General features: G+C 58.5%; 14 protein-coding genes. 3 read left to right on the top strand and 11 right to left on the bottom strand.

Annotation, left to right across the window (positions count from 1 at the left end):
- Positions 1 to 59: 59 nt before the first annotated feature.
- The 9 genes from EGY08_RS16410 to bcsR form a co-directional block, all read right to left on the bottom strand.
- Entirely contained in the window at positions 60 to 1,565 is a 1,506-nt protein-coding gene (locus EGY08_RS16410; protein ID WP_004126319.1) for a M16 family metallopeptidase, read from the bottom strand.
- Between the two features lie 221 nt (positions 1,566 to 1,786).
- The gene (locus tag EGY08_RS16405) at positions 1,787 to 3,073 is read right to left on the bottom strand and encodes a dicarboxylate/amino acid:cation symporter (protein WP_004126321.1); all 1,287 of its coding nucleotides are present in this window, start codon (positions 3,071 to 3,073) and stop codon (positions 1,787 to 1,789) included.
- Between the two features lie 154 nt (positions 3,074 to 3,227).
- Entirely contained in the window at positions 3,228 to 5,234 is a 2,007-nt protein-coding gene (hmsP, locus tag EGY08_RS16400) for a biofilm formation regulator HmsP (RefSeq protein WP_004126323.1), read from the bottom strand.
- A gap of 485 nt (positions 5,235 to 5,719) precedes the next feature.
- On the bottom strand, positions 5,720 to 9,205 hold the full coding sequence (bcsC, locus tag EGY08_RS16395) for a cellulose synthase complex outer membrane protein BcsC (protein WP_004126325.1): 3,486 nt from the start codon (positions 9,203 to 9,205) through the stop codon (positions 5,720 to 5,722).
- Positions 9,187 to 10,296, bottom strand: a complete 1,110-nt coding sequence (gene bcsZ / locus EGY08_RS16390) for a cellulose synthase complex periplasmic endoglucanase BcsZ (RefSeq protein WP_004126327.1) — start codon at positions 10,294 to 10,296, stop codon at positions 9,187 to 9,189. The genes bcsC and bcsZ overlap by 19 nt, the downstream gene beginning before the upstream one ends.
- Before the next feature lie 3 nt (positions 10,297 to 10,299).
- Positions 10,300 to 12,633 carry a cellulose biosynthesis cyclic di-GMP-binding regulatory protein BcsB gene (bcsB, locus tag EGY08_RS16385; protein ID WP_123828683.1) on the bottom strand — a complete coding sequence of 778 codons (2,334 nt, stop codon included), beginning with the start codon at positions 12,631 to 12,633 and terminating at the stop codon, positions 10,300 to 10,302.
- Between the two features lie 10 nt (positions 12,634 to 12,643).
- Positions 12,644 to 15,262, bottom strand: a complete 2,619-nt coding sequence (bcsA, locus tag EGY08_RS16380; RefSeq protein WP_123828682.1) for a UDP-forming cellulose synthase catalytic subunit — start codon at positions 15,260 to 15,262, stop codon at positions 12,644 to 12,646.
- On the bottom strand, positions 15,259 to 15,996 hold the full coding sequence (bcsQ, locus tag EGY08_RS16375) for a cellulose biosynthesis protein BcsQ (RefSeq protein ID WP_004126333.1): 738 nt from the start codon (positions 15,994 to 15,996) through the stop codon (positions 15,259 to 15,261). Before bcsQ ends, bcsA begins: the two co-directional genes overlap by 4 nt.
- An 11-nt stretch (positions 15,997 to 16,007) precedes the next feature.
- A complete protein-coding gene (gene bcsR / locus EGY08_RS16370) occupies positions 16,008 to 16,196 on the bottom strand; it encodes a cellulose biosynthesis protein BcsR (protein WP_004126335.1) in 189 nt (62 codons plus the stop codon).
- A 167-nt stretch (positions 16,197 to 16,363) separates the two neighbouring features.
- On the opposite strand from bcsR, the gene bcsE reads away from it, so the two are divergent.
- From bcsE to bcsG, 3 genes are read left to right on the top strand one after another with little or no spacing between them, the layout of a single operon-like run.
- Complete coding sequence (gene bcsE / locus EGY08_RS16365) at positions 16,364 to 17,920, top strand: cellulose biosynthesis protein BcsE (RefSeq protein WP_123828681.1); 1,557 nt, start codon at positions 16,364 to 16,366, stop codon at positions 17,918 to 17,920.
- Entirely contained in the window at positions 17,917 to 18,114 is a 198-nt protein-coding gene (gene bcsF, locus EGY08_RS16360) for a cellulose biosynthesis protein BcsF (RefSeq protein WP_004126340.1), read from the top strand. Before bcsE ends, bcsF begins: the two co-directional genes overlap by 4 nt.
- The gene (gene bcsG, locus EGY08_RS16355; RefSeq protein ID WP_123828680.1) at positions 18,111 to 19,787 is read left to right on the top strand and encodes a cellulose biosynthesis protein BcsG; all 1,677 of its coding nucleotides are present in this window, start codon (positions 18,111 to 18,113) and stop codon (positions 19,785 to 19,787) included. Before bcsF ends, bcsG begins: the two co-directional genes overlap by 4 nt.
- A gap of 82 nt (positions 19,788 to 19,869) precedes the next feature.
- Here bcsG and EGY08_RS16350 read toward each other — a convergent pair whose 3' ends face one another.
- The gene (locus EGY08_RS16350; protein ID WP_042926890.1) at positions 19,870 to 19,977 is read right to left on the bottom strand and encodes a type I toxin-antitoxin system toxin Ldr family protein; all 108 of its coding nucleotides are present in this window, start codon (positions 19,975 to 19,977) and stop codon (positions 19,870 to 19,872) included.
- A gap of 265 nt (positions 19,978 to 20,242) precedes the next feature.
- Positions 20,243 to 21,241, bottom strand: coding sequence for a glycosyl hydrolase family 8 (locus EGY08_RS16345; RefSeq protein ID WP_004126345.1), 999 nt, complete (start codon positions 21,239 to 21,241; stop codon positions 20,243 to 20,245).
- Positions 21,242 to 21,246 lie beyond the last annotated feature (5 nt).

Here is a 21,246-nt window from a genome sequence, read left to right as displayed (position 1 = left end):
AATACTTAAAACAGATTAGCCATAAACCTCACCGGATAGCCACGCTATCCGGTTTTGCTTTACTGCCCTGGCGGGATATCCGTCGCTTCGTTACGCCCTTGCACAACGTCTCCGTTACTGCTGGGCGCCGCTGCGGCCGCCGGCGCTGGCGCCATCAGCTTTTCCCACGTCGCCTGCAGATCCTTCATGTTGTATTCCGGCTCGCCCTGCGGCTGCTGCAACACCAGCGCCATATCCTGCGACAGTTGCTGACGCAGGTACTGATTCAGCATGTCGACCGTCAGCGAATTGAGAAACTCCTGGCGCAGCTTCTGATACTGCTCGGGCGCGATATCCACTACCTGATTTTGCAACGAACGCATCCGCTGGCTAATCAGGATCCAGGTATCGGTGCGCGCATAGGTGGCGAATAGCTTCTGTAGCTCGAGGTTTTTCTGCGCGATCAGAGCATCAAACTCCTCCTGCGGCAGGCCGTTATCGCGTACTTTCGCCAGCTCGCGCGCTACGGTGGTTAAGTTGGCGTTCAGGCGCTCGCCCGGCGATTCGATATTGATCGCGCACTGGGCGCGCTGGTAGAGGACGCGGCAGTCAAAGCCAAGGCCGATATCCTTAATATTACTTTTGCTCAGATTCTGCTGTACGTGCCAGAACAGCGCTTCCCGGGCCAGATCGTCACGCCAGTAGCGCTGTAGAGCGACCGAGTCGCGGATCGGCTGCCACGGCGCATCCCACATCAGCGACAGCTTATCCTGGCGCACCGCATCGGTCATGATGCTGACCGGTGTCGTCGGCAGCGGCGATAGTGTAGGAACCGCCACCGGCGTTTCGCGCTTGCCCTTCAGGCCGCCGAACGTTTTGTTGATTTGCTCCGCAACGCTGCGGCTGTCAACGTTGCCGACCACAATCAGGGTCATGGCATCCGGCGTGTACCACTTCTGGTAATATTCTTTTAGCTGAGCAATATCAACCGGTTGCTTCAGGGGTGCCGCCGGATCGTGCCCCAGCATGGTGGACCCTTTCAGCCGATAGCGCCACCAGCCTTCTTTGGTATCAGCAGGCCAGGTCGCCACCATATCTTCGCCCTGCAGCGCGTGGTTGACCGCTTCCGGGGTGATCGACATTTTACCGCCGGCGCTGGCCAGCCAGCTCAGGGCCTCTTTCAGCAGATCGTTACGGTTATTCGGTAAGCTCAGGTTAAACAAACTGTAGTCATAAGAGACGATGGCGGGCGGCTGAGGACGCTTCGGATCAATACTCTGCTGCCATAGCGAACGGGCCTGCATGGTCGGGAGGCCGCCGTTTTGCGTCAGCGCGAGACGCGGGATAAAGTGGCTAAAGCCGCTCTGCTGAGTGCTTTCGCTCAGCGAGCCAATATTCACGGACAGGCGAACTTCGATACGATCGCTGGGACGCTGCGGGGTGGCCAGAACCTGCCACTGAAACCCGTTCGCCAGTGTCCCCTGTTGCCAGGCCGGGTCCGGCTGGAGCGCTTCTGCCTGCACATAACCGACCGTCGCCATCATCAGCAAACCACCGGTTAAGAGTCGAATTTTTGTGCCCTGCATGTGAACCCCTGATGAACAATCCTGGTTACAACAGCGGCCCACGGGAGGGCCGCCGAAAAAATATGGTGAGTTAAGTACGTCGGTTAGACCACACGGAGATGAAAATGTCGCATGTTGACGTGAAATAATCATAAGGGCCACCGCCGCGTCAGCGACAGTGACCCCTAATTATGCGCAGGAGCCCGTACTCCAGCAAGGGACTACGGGCCTAACAGATGGATTTATGAGGATAATTCGTGCGATTTGTTTACCGGCGTACGGTTATTCAGCACATCATCGAGCTGCTGTGAGTCCAGCTCTTTAACCCATTTCGCGACCACAATAGTCGCGACGCCGTTACCCACCAGGTTGGTCAGCGCGCGCGCCTCAGACATAAAACGGTCGATACCAAGGATCAGCGCCAGACCGGCGACCGGCAAGTGGCCGACGGCGGAAATCGTCGCCGCCAGGACGATAAAGCCGCTGCCCGTCACCCCCGCCGCGCCCTTCGAGGAGAGCAGCAGCACCACCAGCAGGGTTATCTGATGGAAAATATCCATATGGCTGTTCGTCGCCTGGGCGATAAACACCGCCGCCATCGTCAGGTAGATTGAGGTTCCATCGAGGTTAAAGGAGTACCCCGTCGGGATCACCAGCCCCACCACCGACTTACGGCAGCCCAGCTTTTCCATCTTATCGAGCATACGCGGCAGCGCCGACTCGGATGAAGAGGTGCCCAGCACGATCAGCAGCTCTTCGCGGATATAGCGGATAAATTTAAAGATGCTGAAGCCGGTGGCTTTGGCGATTGACCCCAGCACCACCACCACAAACAGGATACAGGTGATGTAGAAGCAGACGATCAGCTGGCCAAGCTGCACCAGCGTACCGACGCCGTATTTGCCGATGGTAAAGGCCATGGCCCCGAAAGCGCCAATCGGCGCCAGGCGCATAATCATATTGATGATGCCGAAGATCACCTGCGAGAAGCTTTCGATAACATTAAAAATCAGCTGGCCTTTGCTGCCGAGGCGGTGCAGCGCGAAACCAAACAGCACCGCAAACATCAGTACTTGCAAAATGTTGCCGCTGGCGAAAGCGCCAATCACGCTGCCGGGGATAATATCGAGCAAAAATGCCACGATCCCCTGGTCCTTCGCCTGTTCGGCGTAAACCGCCACGGCCTTCGCGTCGAGGGTCGCCGGGTCAACGTTCATTCCCGCGCCGGGTTGCACCACGTTAACGATAATCAGGCCGATGATCAGCGCAATGGTACTCACGATTTCAAAATAGAGCAGCGCCACCGCGCCGGTGCGGCCGACGGCCTTCATGCTCTCCATCCCGGCAATCCCCGTCACGACGGTACAGAAGATAACCGGGGCAATAATCATTTTAATCAGCTTAACGAAGGCATCGCCGAGGGGTTTCATCTGCGCACCCAATTCCGGGTAAAAATGGCCCAGCAGAATACCGATCGCTATGGCCGAGAGAACCTGGACATAAAGGCTTTTAAAGAAAGAGATTTTCATAGGGTGTCCTTTGGATATAACCACAGACCGTGAGGGGGTATTGCGTCCGTGGCTTAAAAATAACACCCATGAAACATTTCAGAAATAACGAGTGATGAAATTGAAATGTAATTGTTAATTTATTTGAGCTGACTCGCGTAAGCTAACAATGCGTTTACAAACTTGCATCCTCTACGGCGGCGGGTAAAAAGCGGGCGATAAAAGCTTCAGGCGGCATGGCGCAGCCAAAAAGATACCCTTGCACCGTCTCGACCCCCGCCACCTGCAGCCAGCGGTACTGGGTATCGGTTTCGACGCCTTCCGCGACAATGCGCAGATTCAGTCCGCGCGCCAGCTGGATAATCGCAGGCACCATACTGATGTCATTCGGCAGCATATCGATAAAGACTTTATCGATTTTCAGGATATCCACCGGCAGCGATTTAATATGCTGCAGCTGGCGCAGTCCCGCGTAGCCCATACCAAAGTCATCCAGCGCAATCCGCACTCCCGCTTCACGCAGCGGACGCAGCAGGGAAATAATCGCCTGCGGGTCGTCTATCCGCCGGCTTTCGGTGACCTCCAGAACCAACGTACCCGGCGCGATGCGATAGCGTGCGAGCAGGGCCAGCATCTCCTCGCCGCGATCGTGATGCAGCAGCTGTAGCAACGACACGTTGACCGACAGCGGCAGCATGATGCCCTGGTTTTGCCAGGCGGCAAGCTGACGGCAAGCCTCCTCCATCACCCAGTAGCCAACCGGGATCATCAGTCCGCAGGCTTCAATACGCTCAATCAGATCGCCCGGCAGCGACCAGCTCCCGTCCGCCTGCCGTTGACGCAGCAGCACTTCCGCTCCGCACACATTACCGCTGCTGGCGTCCACCTGCGGCTGTAGCCAGATAGCAAATTGCTGGTTATCAAGCGCCGTCAGAATATCATGCTCTTCCATCAGGCGGCGCTGCGCTTTTTCCATCTGGTGCGGATCGAAGAATTCAATCTGGTTTTTCCCTTTACGACGCGCGGTCACGGCGGCGGAAAACGCCCGACGGTAGAGTTGTTCGCCGTTAATGTCGCCGTTAAACATCGCAATACCGATACTGGCGCAGGGGCGCAGCTGGATCCCGTGCAGCGGCAAACGTTCATTTAAGACAGTAAGTACTTGCTTACTTAACGTCACCGCCTGCCAGGGTTCGCTGATACCGTGGGCCAGAATCGCGAAGTCGTAGCCGCTCACCTGGGTCAGCACCATCTGCGCCGGGATAATCGCCCGCAGCTTTTCAACAAGGGTTAGCAGCAGCATTTCACGCTGCGTCTCTTTCAGTACGCCAGCGGTATCCTGTAGCGTTTCGCAGGCGACAATCAGCAGCGCCGAGGCCTGCGGGCGGGCGACGGTTTGCTCCAGCATGGCCATCAGAAAGGCTTTGTTCGGCAGCTCGGATACCGGGAAACGGGTCGACTGCAAAGAGAGCTCGTCGTGCATGCGCAGCAGCGTCTGCTGGTTGCGGTTGTAGCTACGCACCAGCATGCCGATTTCATCATCATGATGTAAACGCGGCAGCGTGAGCTGATGGCCCAAACGCTCATGCTGCGGGACATCGTTCAGCTCACGGGCGATTTTACGCAGCGGGCGGACGATCAGGCGGTTGATACACCAGGTAATCGCCACCGTCAGAATCAGCACCAGGAGTAAGTAAGCAGTCACTAACGTTGCGAGCGCGCTCATGACGAATTTATACATGCGGTAGGAATCGGCCTGCAGCACCAGATAGGCCAGCGGTTGCGGGTTGGCCGGGCGCTCCAGGGAGTAAATTGGCAGAGAAATCTGTACCGGCAGTTCGAACATGCGGGTGATCGTTACCGGCACCGGGCGTTCGGGAATAAAGCGCATCCGTAGCGCCTGGAACTGGTTGGGCAGCACGACATCCGCCCGGCTGACGATGCCTGCGGGCTGAATACGGCTCAGAATGGCTTCCGCCTCAGGGATATCGGCTTTCAGGATAGCCGCTGACAGCGGTTCGCGAACGGAACGCGCGATGCTTTCTAACTGCGTGGCCGTGGTAAAGCGACTCTGCTGGACGAAGTGAAACAGCAGAATAGAACAGAAGACCAGTACAAACGCCATGGACACGCTCGCGACCATCGCCATCTGTTTAATTGTAAGTGAACGGCTGACGCGCAACGGGGGTTCTCCACTGAAACTGAACGTATATCGGGTATAGATCCCTCTCACCGATCGTTATCAGGCTGATTATATACTTAAATTGTTCGCTCACGCCCGCCAGGCGCGAAGCAATGCCATCAGGAGGCTTTCCCGCAGGCTACACGGGCCGGTAAAGCATAGCGCGACCCGAGGACAATTCCCGGGCGGCGGCTGACGCCTTACCCGGGCTACAAAACCCGCCGGAGCTGTAGCCCCGGTAAGCACAGCGCGACCGGGGGACATTCCCGGGTGGCGGCTGACGCCTTAACCGTCCGGGTGATAAGTTCACCACCGCCATCGGGCCGGTGGCCCGGACAGGCGCCCCTGGCGCCGCCTCCGGGATGCAGCGCGCAGTGCAGCTTCAGCGCCACCGGAAAGGGAATCTGCGTGCCTGGCTGAAGGCAACGAGTATACGCGAAGAGCGCCGTGGAGTGGCGCCCTGTCGCATAATTCAGTCTAATCTGCTACCAGTCAGCGTAAGGGACCAACGGCTGCGGCGGCATATCCATATCGCCTTGCCAGCCGGAAGCTGAATAGCGGACGTACAGCAGCGCGTGGCTCGGGGTGTAATCTTTCGCCTGCTGAATATCCACCGCCGCCCCGACAAACCAGTTGCTGGTCACCCGTCGCTCAATCAGCGCCCGCGCGGTATAACCGACGCCGGAACTGCTGCTGCCCTCTTCCGTAAGCTGGCTGGCATCATGGCGATACTGCGAGGGAATCAAATTGAGCAGCGGATAGCGCGCCTCGGTTTTGGTGCGCGAATGGGACCATGACACCGAGCCTCCCAGCTCCCATGACCAGTTCTCCGTCCGCTGACGCCAGGTGACCGGCACCGAGAAGGAGACATATTCCTGCGGACTGTAGTAACCGCCCTGACCCAGCGTATAGCCGCTGAGATCCTTATCGTAGTGCCAGAGCATATTGTTCAGGCCGACGGTGACCCGGCGGTTATCTTCGTTAATCACTTTATAGTAGTAGCCGGTCATCCAGCGCACGCGCCAGTTGTCGGCGACGTTTTTCCCGGTCAACTGGTCGATGCCCAGCGAAGACCAGACGCCGTTGGCCTCGCCTTTATCGTAGCTCAGACTCACACCGCCGCCGTCGGCGCGCACTCCGCCCCAGGTCTTGCCGGTATGGCCGTCGTTAGGGTTATCTTTCTGCCCGCCAAAGGCCAGCAGCGAGCTGGAGATGGGGCGTCGGTGGAGGTTAACGGTGTAGCCCAGCGGGCCAACGTCGCTGCTGTAGCTCAGGCCGCCCACCACATCAACGACGTTAAAGCCCATCGGCGTAGTGCCGATATCGCCGCTCCAGGTATCATTCTTCCAGCCCACCGCGACGCTGGCGCCGCTGTCGCTCTGGTGTTTGCTGCCGCCGGTACAGGCGATTTCACCGCAGGTACCCCAGCTCGGCGAATAGCTGCCGTCGCTCTTCGTCGAAAAACTCCCAGCGTCCATATTCACCAGATCGGTACGGAAGAACATGCGCCCGTCGGCCAGCGGCGCGTCCACGTGCAGCATTGTGGTATGCGCTTTCAGGTCGGAATAGCCGCCGGTACCGCTGGAGCCCCAGTAATCATGTTCGAGGGTGACGTTAAGATCCTGCTGACGATAAAGATCGGCGGCGTCGCTGCGGATCCCGCGCTTCAGCCAGTCATCGCTGCTGTCGTTACGCGTCAGCCGCGTAAAGGTGTCGTTATCCTGTGGGCGCTCGCGGGCGACGCCGGAGGCCACCATTGCATCTTTATAGCCTTCCAGCGCCTGCTGCGGCTCGCCGTTCTGCGCCTGGAAACGCGCGGCGTCGCGCAGCACCAGCGCGCTTTCCATTGACGGCGGCTGCGCTTTCGCCTGTGGCACGATGCGGGCGAAGGTTTGCTGCGCCTGAGCGCGATCGCCCAACCCGGCCTGCGCCAGGGCGATACGCCGCTGCATATTGATAGAATCGATGTCTTCGCCCTTGAGCTGCGCCACCTGGGCGCGGGCGGCATTTTTATCGCCATCGGCAAGATACACTTCCGCCAGGCCCAGACGCGCATCGCCGTTGTCCGGCTGCTGCCCCAGCACCCGCTGATATTCAGCAATCGCCGTCAGGCTGTCGCCGCGCTGCTGCGCCCAGTCCGCTAGCGTCAGCGCGTAGCGCACCGACGTCGGCTGCTGTTGAATCAGCGCGATCGCCCGGTCTTCCTGGCCGCTATCGCGCAACTGGTTTGCCTGCCGCAAGATCCTGTCGCTTTGCAGACGCGCCTCCAGCTCGCGGATATTATCCGTCCACTGCCCTCGAGGCAGGGCGTTAATCTGCGCCAGCGCCATCTCATCCTGGTTATTTCCGGATAAATAGAGGCCGTAGGCGTAAACCCGGTCGGCATCGCCAGGCTGGCGGTTGACCATCGCGCGCATGATCGCATCGGCTTCGCTGCGGCTGCCCGCGCTGACCAGATCCCGCGACAGACGGTAGGCGATCCACACGCTATCCGGATCCAGCGCCAGCCGTCTGCGCTGCACTTCCGCCGCCTGCGCCCAGTTGCCCTGGCTCTCCAGCGCTTCGGCCTGTTTCTCCAGCCGATCGTTCGTCAGGCTGCGTTCAATATCATCAATGCTGCGCCGCTGGCCCGGCGACAGGCTGGCGATATACGCGCTGGCTTTTTCCGGCGATTCGGCGCGATACAGATTCGCCAGACCGCGCACCGCCAGGCTGTTGCCGCGATCCATTCGCAGCGCGCGCTGGTAGTAGCGCTCCGCCGCCGCGTTTTCTTTACGCGCCGCCGCCACGTCGCCCAGCCCCAGCACCGCATAGCTGTCGGTATTGTCTATACGCTGCGCCTGGGCGTAATTATTTTGCGCCTGCGCCAGCTGGCCGCTTTTGAGGGCGCTATCGCCCTGCTTAATCAGCAGCCAGTAGCGGTTAGTCTTGAGCAGGCTGTCCCACTTATCGCGGCTCGGGCTATCCGGGTCCATTTTGATGGCTTTACTCAGTTGGGCCACCGCCCGCGCCCGATCGCCGCGCTGGGAGTACGCCTGCCCCAATGCGCCAACCGCGTCGCTGTCTTTGGCATCCGCCCGTACGGCCTGCTGCAAATCGGCCACGGCCACCGAACCTTTCCCGGCCTTCACCGCCGCCAGCCCCTCCGCGCGGTCGCGGAACGTCGGGTCTTTTAGCTGCGTCTGCTGCTGATCGAGCAGGACGCGGGCATTGGCCGAGGTGGAACCGGTGGGAAACTGCATGAGAAAGCGCTGCAGCGCCTGCACGCTGGCCCGGCTGACCGGCATGCTTTTCACTTCGTTAAACCAGATGTCCGCCGCGATACCGCGGCCCGCCGCCGAGCGGGACATCTGCTCCAGATAAGCAAATCCCTCTTCGGGCTTATTATCGCCAAACATCTGTTTCGCCAGCGCCGTTTGCAGCGAGACGTTGCCCGGCAAGCGGGCGTTAAGTTTTTTCAGCTGATTGATGCCTTCGTTATGACGGGCGGGAAGCCGCGCCACCAGCGTCCAGTACTCAATCGCCGCGTCATCATCATCAGGAACGCCGTTAAACAGCTTCTCGTAAGCGGCGATGGCTTCATCAACCTTCCCTGCCACGCCCAGCAGACGAGCCTGCTGCAGCTCCTGGCGACCATCGCCGGTGCTGCTTTTCATCTCATCGCGCGAGGCTTTCAGCTCAGGCGATTCCGGCGCCAGCTTCGCCAGACGTTCCAGCTGCTGCTTCGCGCCGGCGGTATCGCCCTGGCGGAGAAGATAGCGCATCCGCGCGGCAACAACGTCCGGATTATTCGGGTCGATCAATTCCAGGCGATAGAGCGACTGGCGCACCAAATCCTCACGTTTGCTGGCCTCACCGAGGCGGACCTGCTCCAGTAGATGCTCCTGAACAGGGGTAGTCGCGGCATGCGCCAGCGGCATCAGCGCGACGCCCAGGGAGAGAGTGAATAAGCTTAGTGAGAACTTGTGCATTCCTGGTTCCAGTCAGGCCGTAATTCACCGCCAGCGGTGAAACGAAAACGGTGTTGATCCCATCCCTGGCCGAAAAGGGTCAGGACCGCGCTGTAGTATGCATCCGCCCCGGGATAGTCATCGGCGACGCGCTGGCGCTGAATGGCGCGGGCATCTTCCTTCTGCAAGAACGGCAGTAACGCCGCAGAGAAGCCGACCGGGCCATTACCGGTGGTTTTACCGGTCGCGATGTTGGTTTTTTCTGGCGGCACGCCCTGTGCAACCGTCTGGGCCGCCATCGGTTTAAAGCGCGCCAGCAGGGGGGCTTTTTGCTTATCGCCGTCATCGAGCATACCGGTCCACAGATAGACGCGGATGGCGTCATAGCTGCCGATAATCGGTTTATCCGCTTTTAGCTGCCAGCCTTTCCCTTTCTGGTAGCGCACCCAGTCAGGCGAGAAGCCTTTTGGCGCGGTCTCCAGCAGCAGGCGCAGATTGTTGTCGCGTATTTTCGGCCAGGGTGCGCCAAAAGCGGCAAAATAGGTTGCCAGCTGCGGCGGTAGGTAGCTGGGATTGAAACGCCAGCCGCCGTCATCAACAAAGCCGACTTTTCCCGGCAGTACCAACGGCCCCAGTCCCGGCACCGTGGCGACCTCTTCTTCGGCAATACGCGCCAGCAGCGCTTTGCCGACTTCCGTATAGTGAGGCGTTTGCCACAGACGTCCGGCTTCCAGCAGCGCCCAGGCTATCCACAGGTCGGAGTCCGAGGCGGAGTTGCTGTCCAGCACCGTCCACTGGTCATCGCTCTTTTTCCCCCACAGCCAGCCCGGCAGGTGCGCGCGCAGATCGCCCTCAGCAAGATTGTTTTGCGTCCACTCAAACAGCTTGCGGAAGCCGTCGCGATCGTTAGCCGCCAGAGCAAAGAACAGCCCGTAGCTTTGTCCTTCTGAGGTGGTGATTTTTCGCGCATCGCTGGGATCGATAACCCGACCTTCGGCGCTGACGTACTCTTTTTTAAACTGCTCCCAGGCCGGCCACTGGCAGGCGGCGCTCACCTGCGCCGCCGCCAGCATCAATACTGATAACACCACACTACGTACCGCGTTCATCATCAATTACTCATCATCAAGATCGAGGCGGCGACGGCTGATGATACGCAGCATGCGCCACAGTACCCATGCCAGCAGAACGATGCTGACCGCCGCCAGAATCGCCAGCAGCACCGGATGGCTGGAGAGCGCAAACCAGATGCGTTCGAACCACGGCAGGTGGCCGATATAGTAAATATCGCCCACCCTCAGGCTGTTAACACCCGACTCACGAATGACCGCAACGGAACCAAACATCGCCGCGCGTTTACCGCTGTCGTTAAGCGCCTGGGTCAGCAGTTCGTTGCCGCGCGGGCTGTCGGCCAGCAGCGCCACGACGCTGCGTTGATCGTTGTACGGCGACTGGAAGCCAATAATCGCCGCCATCGGCCCGGTCGACGTGACGTCGGTGCGGGTATTCGGCGTTCTGGCCTCGGTATCGGGATAGATGCTGGCCAGATCGTAGTGGCGCATCGGCATTTTCACCCAGCTTTTGGTCGCTTCAACCAGCAGGTTGATTTTCGTGTCGTCCTTCAGCGCCTGCGGAATGGAGCCAATCAGCAGCAGGTCGGCGTCTTTATCTTTAATCTGGCTACCGTCGTCAGTCATGCGCAGGTTAATGGCCGCCATGCCGGTTTGCGCGCCGATGCCGCCGGCGGTTTCCAGCAGCGTGGCAACCTGGCCCTCGGTCGGCGACCTGGGCACCACGACCAGGGTATCGGCGAGATCGGCCATCCGGCTGTACGGGAAGCCCGCGTTAGCAAAGACGCGCAGATCCGGCATCGCCATAAAGTGATAGTACTTCGAGAAGTCGATGGTCGAGTCATCGCCTATCACCACGTGGTTCTGCACCGGCTGGAAGGTAATACAGTTATCGATAGAACCACCCGGCATCGGGTTCATATACTGGAAGTCGAAGCGCAGCTGATTCATGGCGCCGAGGCGCAATGCCGGGATCGTCACTTCCGTTTTGCCGTCCAGCAGCCCCTGCAGCACCGGCAGGCGCAGTATCAGCTTATTCACATCCTGCGAGCTGTTGAGGCTGAAGGACTGTAAGAACTGATCGTTAAGGCTGATATCCATGCGCGAGCTGTCCTTGATCGGCGGCATGGTATAGCGATAGTTCAGGTTCATATCGATGCCGTTGGCGCGCAGCAGGTAGAGATCCGGCGGCAGGTTCAGCGCCACGTTGATGGAATCCGGCACCAGACCGCTGGATTGCAGCTGCTGTTCGTAGGTTTTCAGCTCGGCAAAGGTCACCGCCCGATCGGTACGCACCCAGTTTGGCGCATCGTACGGTTTACGCGCCTGCAGCTGTTTGACATCGTCAACCGTCACGCTGCTGCCGCGGAACAGAATATTGCCCTGGGCTATCCCCTTCGCCGCCTGCAGCAGGTCTTTGTCATCCCGTCCGAAGACCACCAGCAGCTTGATGTACGGGTTATCCGGGTGGTCGATCATTTCAATCGTCGGCGCCTTAACCGGCGGATGCTCGCGCAGGAAGTCAGGGCGCTTATCGTTGGTCGCAAAAACAATGGCGTTACGGTCAGGCAGTTGGTTGAACTGGACCGGGAACTGCTGGCCGCGCCAGCCCGCCTTGCTACCAAACCAGGAGGCGATAATGGCCGCCGCCTGCTGCTGCAGGACATCCGGTGCGGAGGCGAAGACCATCGGCAGCGTCAGCTGGCGGTTATCGCGCGAATCGTAGAACGGCACCGGGAAATGCGAAAGATCGTTGCGCACGTTCAGCGACTGGTAGGTTAAATCCAGATAGCTTTCGCGACCGACGTCCAGCCATAAGGTGCTGCTGGCTGGGTTTTCACACACATCGCGATAGTGGCCAACGAACTCAAGACGCACGCGGTTAAAGTCGGTGATATAGAGCGGATCGACAGGGATCTGCGCGCTGACTTTTTTGCCCAACTGCTCTTTGGTGACCGGCAGCACGCCCATCAGCTCATCGTTAAGATACACCTTCAGCTGCGACTGCACCGGCAGCAGTGACGGAGAGGGCGTGTAGTCGAGATTCAGCAGCGCTTTCGCTACCACTTCATCGCTGCGCATGCCGAACTCTACCGAACCCTCAGGGCGCGCGCCGCGCAGCACCATGCTGCCCGGAGGCGGGGCGATTTTAGCGAAGGTCAGCTTCACGTCGCGGGTCGGGGCGTTATCCAGCACCACCACCGGCGCCGCCGGGTCGGCAAGCGTCGCCGTGGGCTGGCTGTCCGCCACCGTACCGGCGATACCGGGTACCGTCGTCGTCTGCGTGGCCTGCGGCGCCGGTTCCGCATACGAAGCGAAGGGAGACCAGCCGCCAATGCCCACCGCTACTGCACAAATCAAAGAGAGTTTTCTGTTCATCGCATTATCATCATTGTTGAGCCATCGCCGGTTCTGCCGAGAGTGTCGCCGCTGCGCGTTCCGGACGGCGCGGAATAAACGAGACAAACCAGGCCACCAGCATGGTGAGCGAGCGGAAAATAACCTTCACCGACGGCGGCGAGAACTCCGCCAGGTGACGATATCCACGGAACCCCAGCTTCAGGATATCCAGCAGGCTTTCCATCGGCTTATCTTCCGGGAAGCTATCCTGCCAAAGCGCCCACGTATCTGCGCGGGCAAACGTACACTGTACAAAATCGATATGTTGTTGATTGCTTAACGGCAGCAGCTGTAGCCCAACCTCGCTGCCGTTGACCCGCGCAACCCGCACCGGGAAGGCGTACTCCTGCTGCCCGCGCTTCAGCAGCAGCCTGACGTGCTGACTTTCCAGCACCTGCGCCTCGCCGTGAATCTTGACGCCGAGGCCGCCGTCGGAGTAATCATGGACGGTACAGGAGAACAGGTGCCCGTCATCGCGGGCAATCGCCGCTGGCATCGACATCTCCACGCGGTGCGATCGCCGCACCTGCTTGCTCTCAACCGAGACCGCCACCGCGCCGCCGAGAATAATCAGGTTATAGAACACCCAGATAATGCTCACCCAGACGGTCAGAATTTCGTTTTCCGGGCCGTACATAAAGCGCCAGATCCCCACCCCGACGCCGACCAGGTTCAGCAGCACGAGGTAGATATAGGGACGAGAGATCACCCAGTCGACGTACTCGTCCTCCACCAGGCCGCCTTTCGCCGTCACGTTGAATTTGCCCTTATGCGGGTTAATCAACGCGACAAAGGTCGGCGGCGCGATATACCACGCCAGCACCGTTTCATAAATTTCACTCCAGAAAGAGTGGCGGTATTTGCCCTGAATCTTCGAGTTGGTCAGGCTGGCGTGAATCATATGCGGCAGCACGAACAGGGCGATCATCAGCGCTGGCGCATAGATGATATAGGCGTGCAGCAGCAGAAACGCCAGCGGCGCGGTCAGGAAGATCAGCCGCGGAATACCGGACAGAAAGTGCAGCATCGCGTTGACGTAGCAGACGCGCTGCGCCAGCTTCAGCCCTTTGCCAAACAACGGGTTATCAAGGCGGAAAATTTGTACCATCCCGCGGGCCCAGCGGATGCGCTGGCCAATATGCGCCGACAGGCTCTCCGTCGCCAGACCAGCCGCCTGCGGAATACGCATGTAGGCTGAAGTGTGCCCGCGACGGTGCAGGCGCAAGGAGGTGTGGGCGTCTTCCGTCACCGTTTCCACGGCAATGCCGCCGATTTCATCCAGCGGGCCGCGGCGGATCACCGCGCAGGAGCCGCAGAAGAAGGTCGCATCCCACATGTCGTTCCCGTCCTGCACCAGGCCATAAAACAGCGTGCCTTCGTTCGGCGTTTTGCGGAATCGTCCCAGGTTGCGCTCAAACGGGTCCGGGGAAAAGAAGTGGTGCGGCGTCTGCATCATCGCCAGCTCTTTCTCTTTCAGGAACCAGCCCATGGTCATCTGCAGGAACGAACGGGTCGGCACGTGGTCGCAGTCGAAAATCGACACGAACTCGCCCTTGGCGTACTTCAGGGCGTTGTTGATATTGCCGGCTTTCGCGTGTTCGTGGGTGGTGCGCGCGATGTAGTGCACCCCGACGTCTTTGGCGAACTGACGGAACTCTTCGCGCCCGCCGTCGTCGAGGATCCAGATATTGATCTTGTCTTTCGGCCAGTCGATTCCCTGAGAAGCGTAAATGGTGTTTTTCACCACGTTAAGGTCTTCGTTATAGGTCGGCACAAAAATATCGACCGTCGGCCACTGCGCCATATCCTCCGGCAGCGGAACCGGTTGACGGTTCAGCGGCCAGACGACCTGGAAATACCCCAGCACCAGCACCACCCAGGCATAAGTTTCAGCAAACAGCAGAATTATCCCGCACACGAGGCTCACGGGATCATCCCAGTTGAGCGTCGAGGTGTAGCGCCACCAGATGTAGCGGCAGGAGACGGTTAGCGACAGCACGATCAGCATCAGGGCCGAAAAGCGTCCCGGAATACGGCGCACCAGCAGCGCTACGCCCCACAGCAGCAGCAGGAAAATAAACTGCGATAGCGGATTAAACGGCTGGGTAATGCAGAGCAGCGCGAGGATCAGCGAGAAAAAGGTTATCGTGCCCAGAATAAGCCGCCGTATTTTCGGATTCAGGTGCCCCAGCTCTTTATGCTTATCCAGATGGCCGGTACGGGCGTTGACCTTTTCCGGCAGCTTTTCCAGCCACTGGGCGTAGCGCCCGTGGACGCCTTCCAGCGCCGCCAGGGAACGCCAGTTGATCTTTTTATCCGGCTCCGGCGCCCGCGTCGCCAGCAGCCACACGGCTTGCAGCAGGTAGCGAATCGGGTCCAGCGGGCGCGGCCGATGCGGATTAATATGTGGGAAAAACTCGCCGTGACGTTCGCGGATAGCCTGCCAGCGCGGCGTTTCCAACGGCATAAACGCCCATGCCAGAGACGCCCACAGGCAGCCCAGCGCGGCCGACAACCACGAGGCGCCGTGCTGGCGGTAATCAAGATAGCGCTCGCTCAGCCGTTTCCCGACCGGCGGCGCCAGCAGCAGCGCGCTCAGGCGAATCATTCCGCCCCCTTGCCGGCGTAGTGCAGCAGGCACCAGTTGGCAAGCGTCAGTATCTCTTCCGCCGCCAGCGAGTCCTGGCGGTATTCGCCGAGGGGCTGCTTCGCCGCCAGACACTCCGCCATCGCCTCATCACGATGAATCGTTACCGGCAGAATGCGCCGCTGGCTCTCCAGCCACAGCTGATACAAATCCTCCTGCAGCTGGCTGCCGACGCGCAGATCGTTAATCAAAATATCGCTATTGACCGGCAGCGCCTGCTGATGCAGGCGAATATGGCTATTGCCGTCCGGATGCACGACGACCAGCGTGCGGTCGCAGACGTCAATGAGAGAGCGGGTCAGCGGCGAGTAACCGTCCGGCAGGTCAATCAGCAGCCAGCGGTGATCGCCCTGCTGATGGAGCTTCTGCACGATCCCGGCCATCGGCGCCAGCGTCGGCTGAAGCTGGTCGATATTCTCGCGCTCGCCCGGCGTCAACTGACCAAAAGGCAACAGATCGATATGCGAAGTGTAGCGCAGCCCGGCGTCGCGCCAGTCGGTGCCGTCGATCGTGGCGCGCGCCCAGCCCGCTTTATGGCTGAAATCGACGTTGAAAAAGAAGCGCAGCATGTTGTCCGGGCTGGCGTCCACCACCAGTACGGTTTCACCAAGTAACTGCAGCGCCCAGGCCAGCGCAGCGGTTATCGACGTGGTGCCAGTACCGCCGCGCACGCCCTGTAATCCCAGAATCGCCATTGATGGCTTCCTTACTTTTTCTCTGCTAATTCAGCCAGTAATGGCCAACGTTTTAGCGCCGCGGTTAACTGCTCGCGTCGGGAAATATCGTGGTAGTTAATATCAGGCAGGGAAAATGCCCGGCTTAACGCCAGGAAATCATTTTGAAACGTGTAGCCCAAAGTCGCATCGGTGGGTACAGCAGGCTCTTTTGCTGGCATTTCTCTGTCCGTTGGAAAATACAATAAATTAAACCGAGAGGCGTAAGTTCATCCTTAAAATATGTTTACATGCTAAAACTGATGTCCTTTAATTTCAATGTTAGGTTTACTCTGACGCTTTCGCTAGTAAACTAATCAAGTGTAAATCAAGTCTCACGAGGGACGCCGTGGATATCGTATATTCTTTGGGTATTTCATCATTATGGGACGAAGTACGCCATATGCCCGTTGGTGGAGTATGGTGGCTGAATGTCGACCGCCATGCCGACGCAGTAAGCCTGCTCAACCATACGCTGGCAGCCCAGGATAAAAAGAGTCAGGTTGCGGCGATAGTCATGGGCGAGAACCCCAATAAAATCATTGCACCAGGAAAAGGTCGCGGCCCAGAAAAGATCGCGTTGTTTAGCATGCCGAACCGCTTTGAGGGTCTGGCAGAAATGCACCGTGATTTAGTTTGCTCCCTCGAACCTGGCAATTATTTGTTTATTCTGCTATGCGCTGAAAATGCCTGGCAAAATATAAAAAGTGAAGATCTATGCAATTGGGTTGAAAATTCATATCGATGGACTAATTACCATCGTTGCTCATTATTAGTACTTAATTCCGGGCACGATATCGATAAGCAACTCTCCCCTTTATTACGCGAGTACCGCTCGCTTTCCGGCCTGGCAAGTATTCGTTACCAGGGGGATAATCACCTGTTCGATATCGCCTGGTGGGGAAGTGAAAAAGGCATCAGCGCCCGGCAGCAGCTCATTGTTCTCCAGGATGAGAACGGCTGGCAGCTGGCGCAGGATGAAGAAACGGTGGTGCAGCCGCGCAGCGATGAGAAAGTCATTCTCAGCAATCTGCGCGTACTGGAGGGGGCTCCCGCGCTTTCCGAATACTGGACGCTGTTCGATACCAACGACGCCGTTTTCAACGCCGGGAGGATGGCGCAGGCGGCGACGCTGATCTTCTCCATTACCCAGAATGAGCAGATTGAACAGCTGGGACGCTATATCCATACCCTGCGCCGACAGCGCGGCAGTGCGTTAAAAATTATCGTCCGTGAGCAAACGCCAAGCCTGCGCGCCACCGATGAACGCCTGCTGCTGAGTAGCGGCGCCAATATGGTTATTCCCAGCGGCGCGCCGTTATCACGCTGCCTTACGCTTATAGAAAGCGTTCAGAAACAGCAGTTTACTCGCCATATTCCGGAAGATTTTAATACTCTGTTGACCTGGAGCCAGCCGCTAAAACTGCGCGGCTACCAGAAATGGGAGGACTTCTGCGAAGCGGTGCATAATATTATGGCCAACACCATGCTGCCCGCCGATGGCAAAGGCGTGATGGTGGCGCTGCGCCCGGCGCCCGGCCTGCGCGTAGAGCAGGCGCTGACGCTGTGCAAGCCCAACCGCATGGGCGACATTATGACCATCGGCAACAATCGCCTGGTGCTGTTTCTGTCATTTTGCCGGGTGAACGACCTGGATACCGCGTTAAACCATATTTTCCCTTTACCAACCGGCGATATTTTTTCTAACCGTATGATTTGGTTTGAAGATAAGCAAATAACGGCAGAGATCATCCAGATGCGCGGGATTCTGCCGGAGAACTGGAACACGCCGCTGCCCATTTCGCTTGGCAAAAATGAAACCATCAACGCGACCCATGACGGGCGAAGCTGGCGGCGCAACCCCGAGGCGCACCGTCTGTCCCTTGATGGGGAGCCAACCTTATGATGTCTATCGCCGATATTATTCAGCTGGTCGTCCTGTGCGCCCTGCTGTTCTTCCCGCTGGGATACCTGACGCGCCACTACCAGCGGCGTATTCGCACCACGTTAAGACTGATGTTCTTTAAACCCCGTTATGTCAAACCGGCTGGCGTGCTGCGCCGGGAAGCGGCATCCAGGCAAGGCAAACCAACGAAATGACCAAACCCAAAACACCCACCGCGTCGCTTCCGCTCTGGCGGTACTGGCGAGGCTTATCTGGCTGGAACTTCTACTTTCTGGTGAAGTTCGCTTTGCTATGGGCGGGATACCTCAATTTTCATCCCATGTTAAACCTGGTGTTTCTGGCCTTCCTGCTGGTGCCGATTCCGCAGTATAAGCTGCACCGCATCCGCCACTGGATAGCGATCCCGCTGGGCTTTATGCTGTTCTGGCACGACACCTGGCTGCCCGGCCCGGAAAGCATTGCCAGCCAGGGCTCGCAAATTGCCGGCTTCAGCGCCGACTATATCTGGGATTTGGTGACCCGCTTTATTAACTGGAATATGGTCGGCGCTTTCTTCGTGCTGCTGGTTCTGTGGCTGTTTATCAGCCAGTGGCTGCGGGTGACGGTTTTCGTCTCTGCAATCATGGTCTGGCTGGTCGTCAGCCCGCTGCTGCCCTCTTTCACCCTTTGGCCGGCAGGTCAGCCAACGGCAGTGGCGGCGAACACCACCGCGAATACGACCGGCGGTACGGCCATCGCGACCAATACCGCGCCGGCGAATAATGATATTCCGCCGCAAACCGAGCCGCCGACTTCAGCCAATCTGACCAACTGGCTGAACGCCTTTTATGCTTCTGAGCAGAAACGTAAAACCACTTTCCCGGACGCGCTTCCGGCCGATGCCCAGCCGTTTGATGTCCTGATTATCAATATCTGCTCGCTCTCATGGTCAGACATTGAAGCAGCCGGGCTGACGGACCATCCGCTGTGGAAGCATTTCGACCTGCTGTTCAAAAACTTTAACTCGGCGACCTCCTACAGCGGCCCGGCGGCGGCGCGTCTGCTGCGCGCCAGCTGCGGCCAGCTCTCGCACGCCAACCTCTACCAGCCGTCAGGTAGCGAATGCTATCTGTTTGAAAACCTCGCGAAGCTGGGCTTTACTCAGCAGTTGATGCTCGGTCACAACGGTATCTTCGGCGATTTCCTGAAAGAACTGCGCTCGCTGGGCGGTATCCAGAGCCCGCTGATGGATCAATCCGGCCTGCCGGTGATTCTGCAGGGCTTTGACGGCTCCCCGGTCTATGACGACCAGGCAACGCTGAACCGCTGGCTGCAGACGCTGGATAAGCTGAATACGCCGCGCACGGCGACCTTCTACAACACGCTGCCGCTGCATGACGGTAACCACTATCCGGGCCAGAGCAAAACCGCGGACTATAAAGCCCGTGCGCAGAAGTTCTTCGATGAGCTGGACAGTTTCTTCACTGAACTGGAGAAATCGGGGCGTAAGGTGCTGGTCATCGTCGTACCGGAACACGGTGCAGCATTGAAAGGCGACAAAATGCAGGTTTCCGGCCTGCGCGATATTCCCAGTCCGTCCATTACTAACGTTCCTGCGGCGGTGAAATTCTTCGGCATTAAAGCGCAACATTCCGATGCGCCGATAATCATCAACCAGCCAAGCAGCTACCTGGCGATTTCTGAGCTGGTGGTTCGCGCCCTCGACGGCAAGATGTTTGACGAAAACGACATCAACTGGCAGCAGTATATAGCCAACCTGCCGCAGAGCGCGGCGGTGTCGGAAAACTCCAACGCTATCGTCATTCAGTACCAGGGGAAACCGTATGTTCAGCTGAACGGCGGCAGTTGGGTCCCTTATCCGCAGTAAACGAAAAGGCCGCAGGATGTTACCCCTGCGGCCCCGTTCGGGCGCATGCTGCCACTAAGGCAGGCAGATACCCACCGGCTGGCTACTTGCGGTTATCCATCCAGCTCACGATGATGCTGACCAGAATGCCAGCAATCACCGGAGCCGCCAGATCGTCCCACAGCACCAGGCCTAACTGAGCGAGCGTCATACAGCCGCCTTGTTGCAATGGCAACCGTTCGCGGCTATCCTCAAATTGTTCAGGTTTGAGAGTAGCCCCCGATACGTTGCCAGGTTGATACCAAACAACGTGCGGGGGTTTTCTCTTTCCAGCAACCAATTCATCTCTGCCGCCGGGGTTCAAGCCCCCGCAACATTGCGCCTCACCGGGTAATCCCGGCTTGCCGATGATTCTACGGCGCCCTTCCGATTTCAGCACTCGGTCCTGGCGCGTTATTCGAGGCGCCTTCCATAGTTTACGCCTGGTCTTTATTTGCCAGCCATACCAGCAGCTTCAGGCTGGCGGAGTAGTAGTCGTCCTGGGCACTAATCTGCGGCTCGGCCTGCGCTTCGCCAAGGGTTAAATCGCGTACCGCCAGCAGCCCGCCGGTCATAAACCACGGCGCCACTTCATTGGTGTTGACATTGATCCACGCCGGCGTTTGCAGACGCGGATAGCGCTGGAACCAGTTTTTCCATGGCGTCAACAGGCTGCTTTTCGGGTCACTCCAGTAAACATACAGCGGAATACGGATCGCATCGAAGCTCATCCGCGTCGGCCACTCTTTTGCCGGCTCCATCCTGCCGTCCGCTCTTAAGGCGACCCAGTCGCTGGGAAGCTGAGATGTCCCCCACGCCATTTTCCCCAGCAGCGCCTGACCATCGCTCTGCAGCTTTCGCCAGGCGGTTAAATGCGTCCGCGCGGCGAAAGCCTGCCATGCCGGAAAGATAAAGTAGGAGGGATTAAGGTTCAGATGATCGTTGAGATAGAATCCCTTCGCGCCCGGAAGCATGACCTGACGGCCGGCGAAGGTGACCACCGTGGACTTCAGTAGCGAAGCGGTTATCGCATCCGACGCACTGCCGTAGGATTTTTCATGCCACTGCTGCTGCGCGCGCAGCAGCGCCCAGGCAATCAGGGTATCGCCATCGGTGGCATCGTTTTTATCCGCCACCGGATTAGGCGCCACCGGATTGTAGCGCCAGTAAAACAGCCCATTTTCTTTGTTACGCAGCGTTTTATCGGTCCACTGCCATAGCTTGTCAAAGGCGGGGCGATCGTTATTGCCCACCGCTAACAGCATGGCAAAACCTTGCCCTTCGGTATGAGAGACGTTGCCATTGCCGGTATCAATAATGCGCCCGTCCGGCATCATAAAACGCGATTTATAGCTTTCCCACGCCGTATCGGCCCACGCGTGGGGAAGCATCATCACCGTCGTCACCACGACTGTCGCTAAAGCACGCAAGGACATAAATT

The organism is Klebsiella sp. FDAARGOS_511 (genome assembly GCF_003812845.1).
Classification (GTDB): Bacteria; Pseudomonadota; Gammaproteobacteria; order Enterobacterales; family Enterobacteriaceae; genus Klebsiella; species Klebsiella grimontii.
The sequence above is the reverse complement of the archived record's forward strand: the minus strand, read 5'-3'. Positions and strand labels throughout refer to the sequence as shown.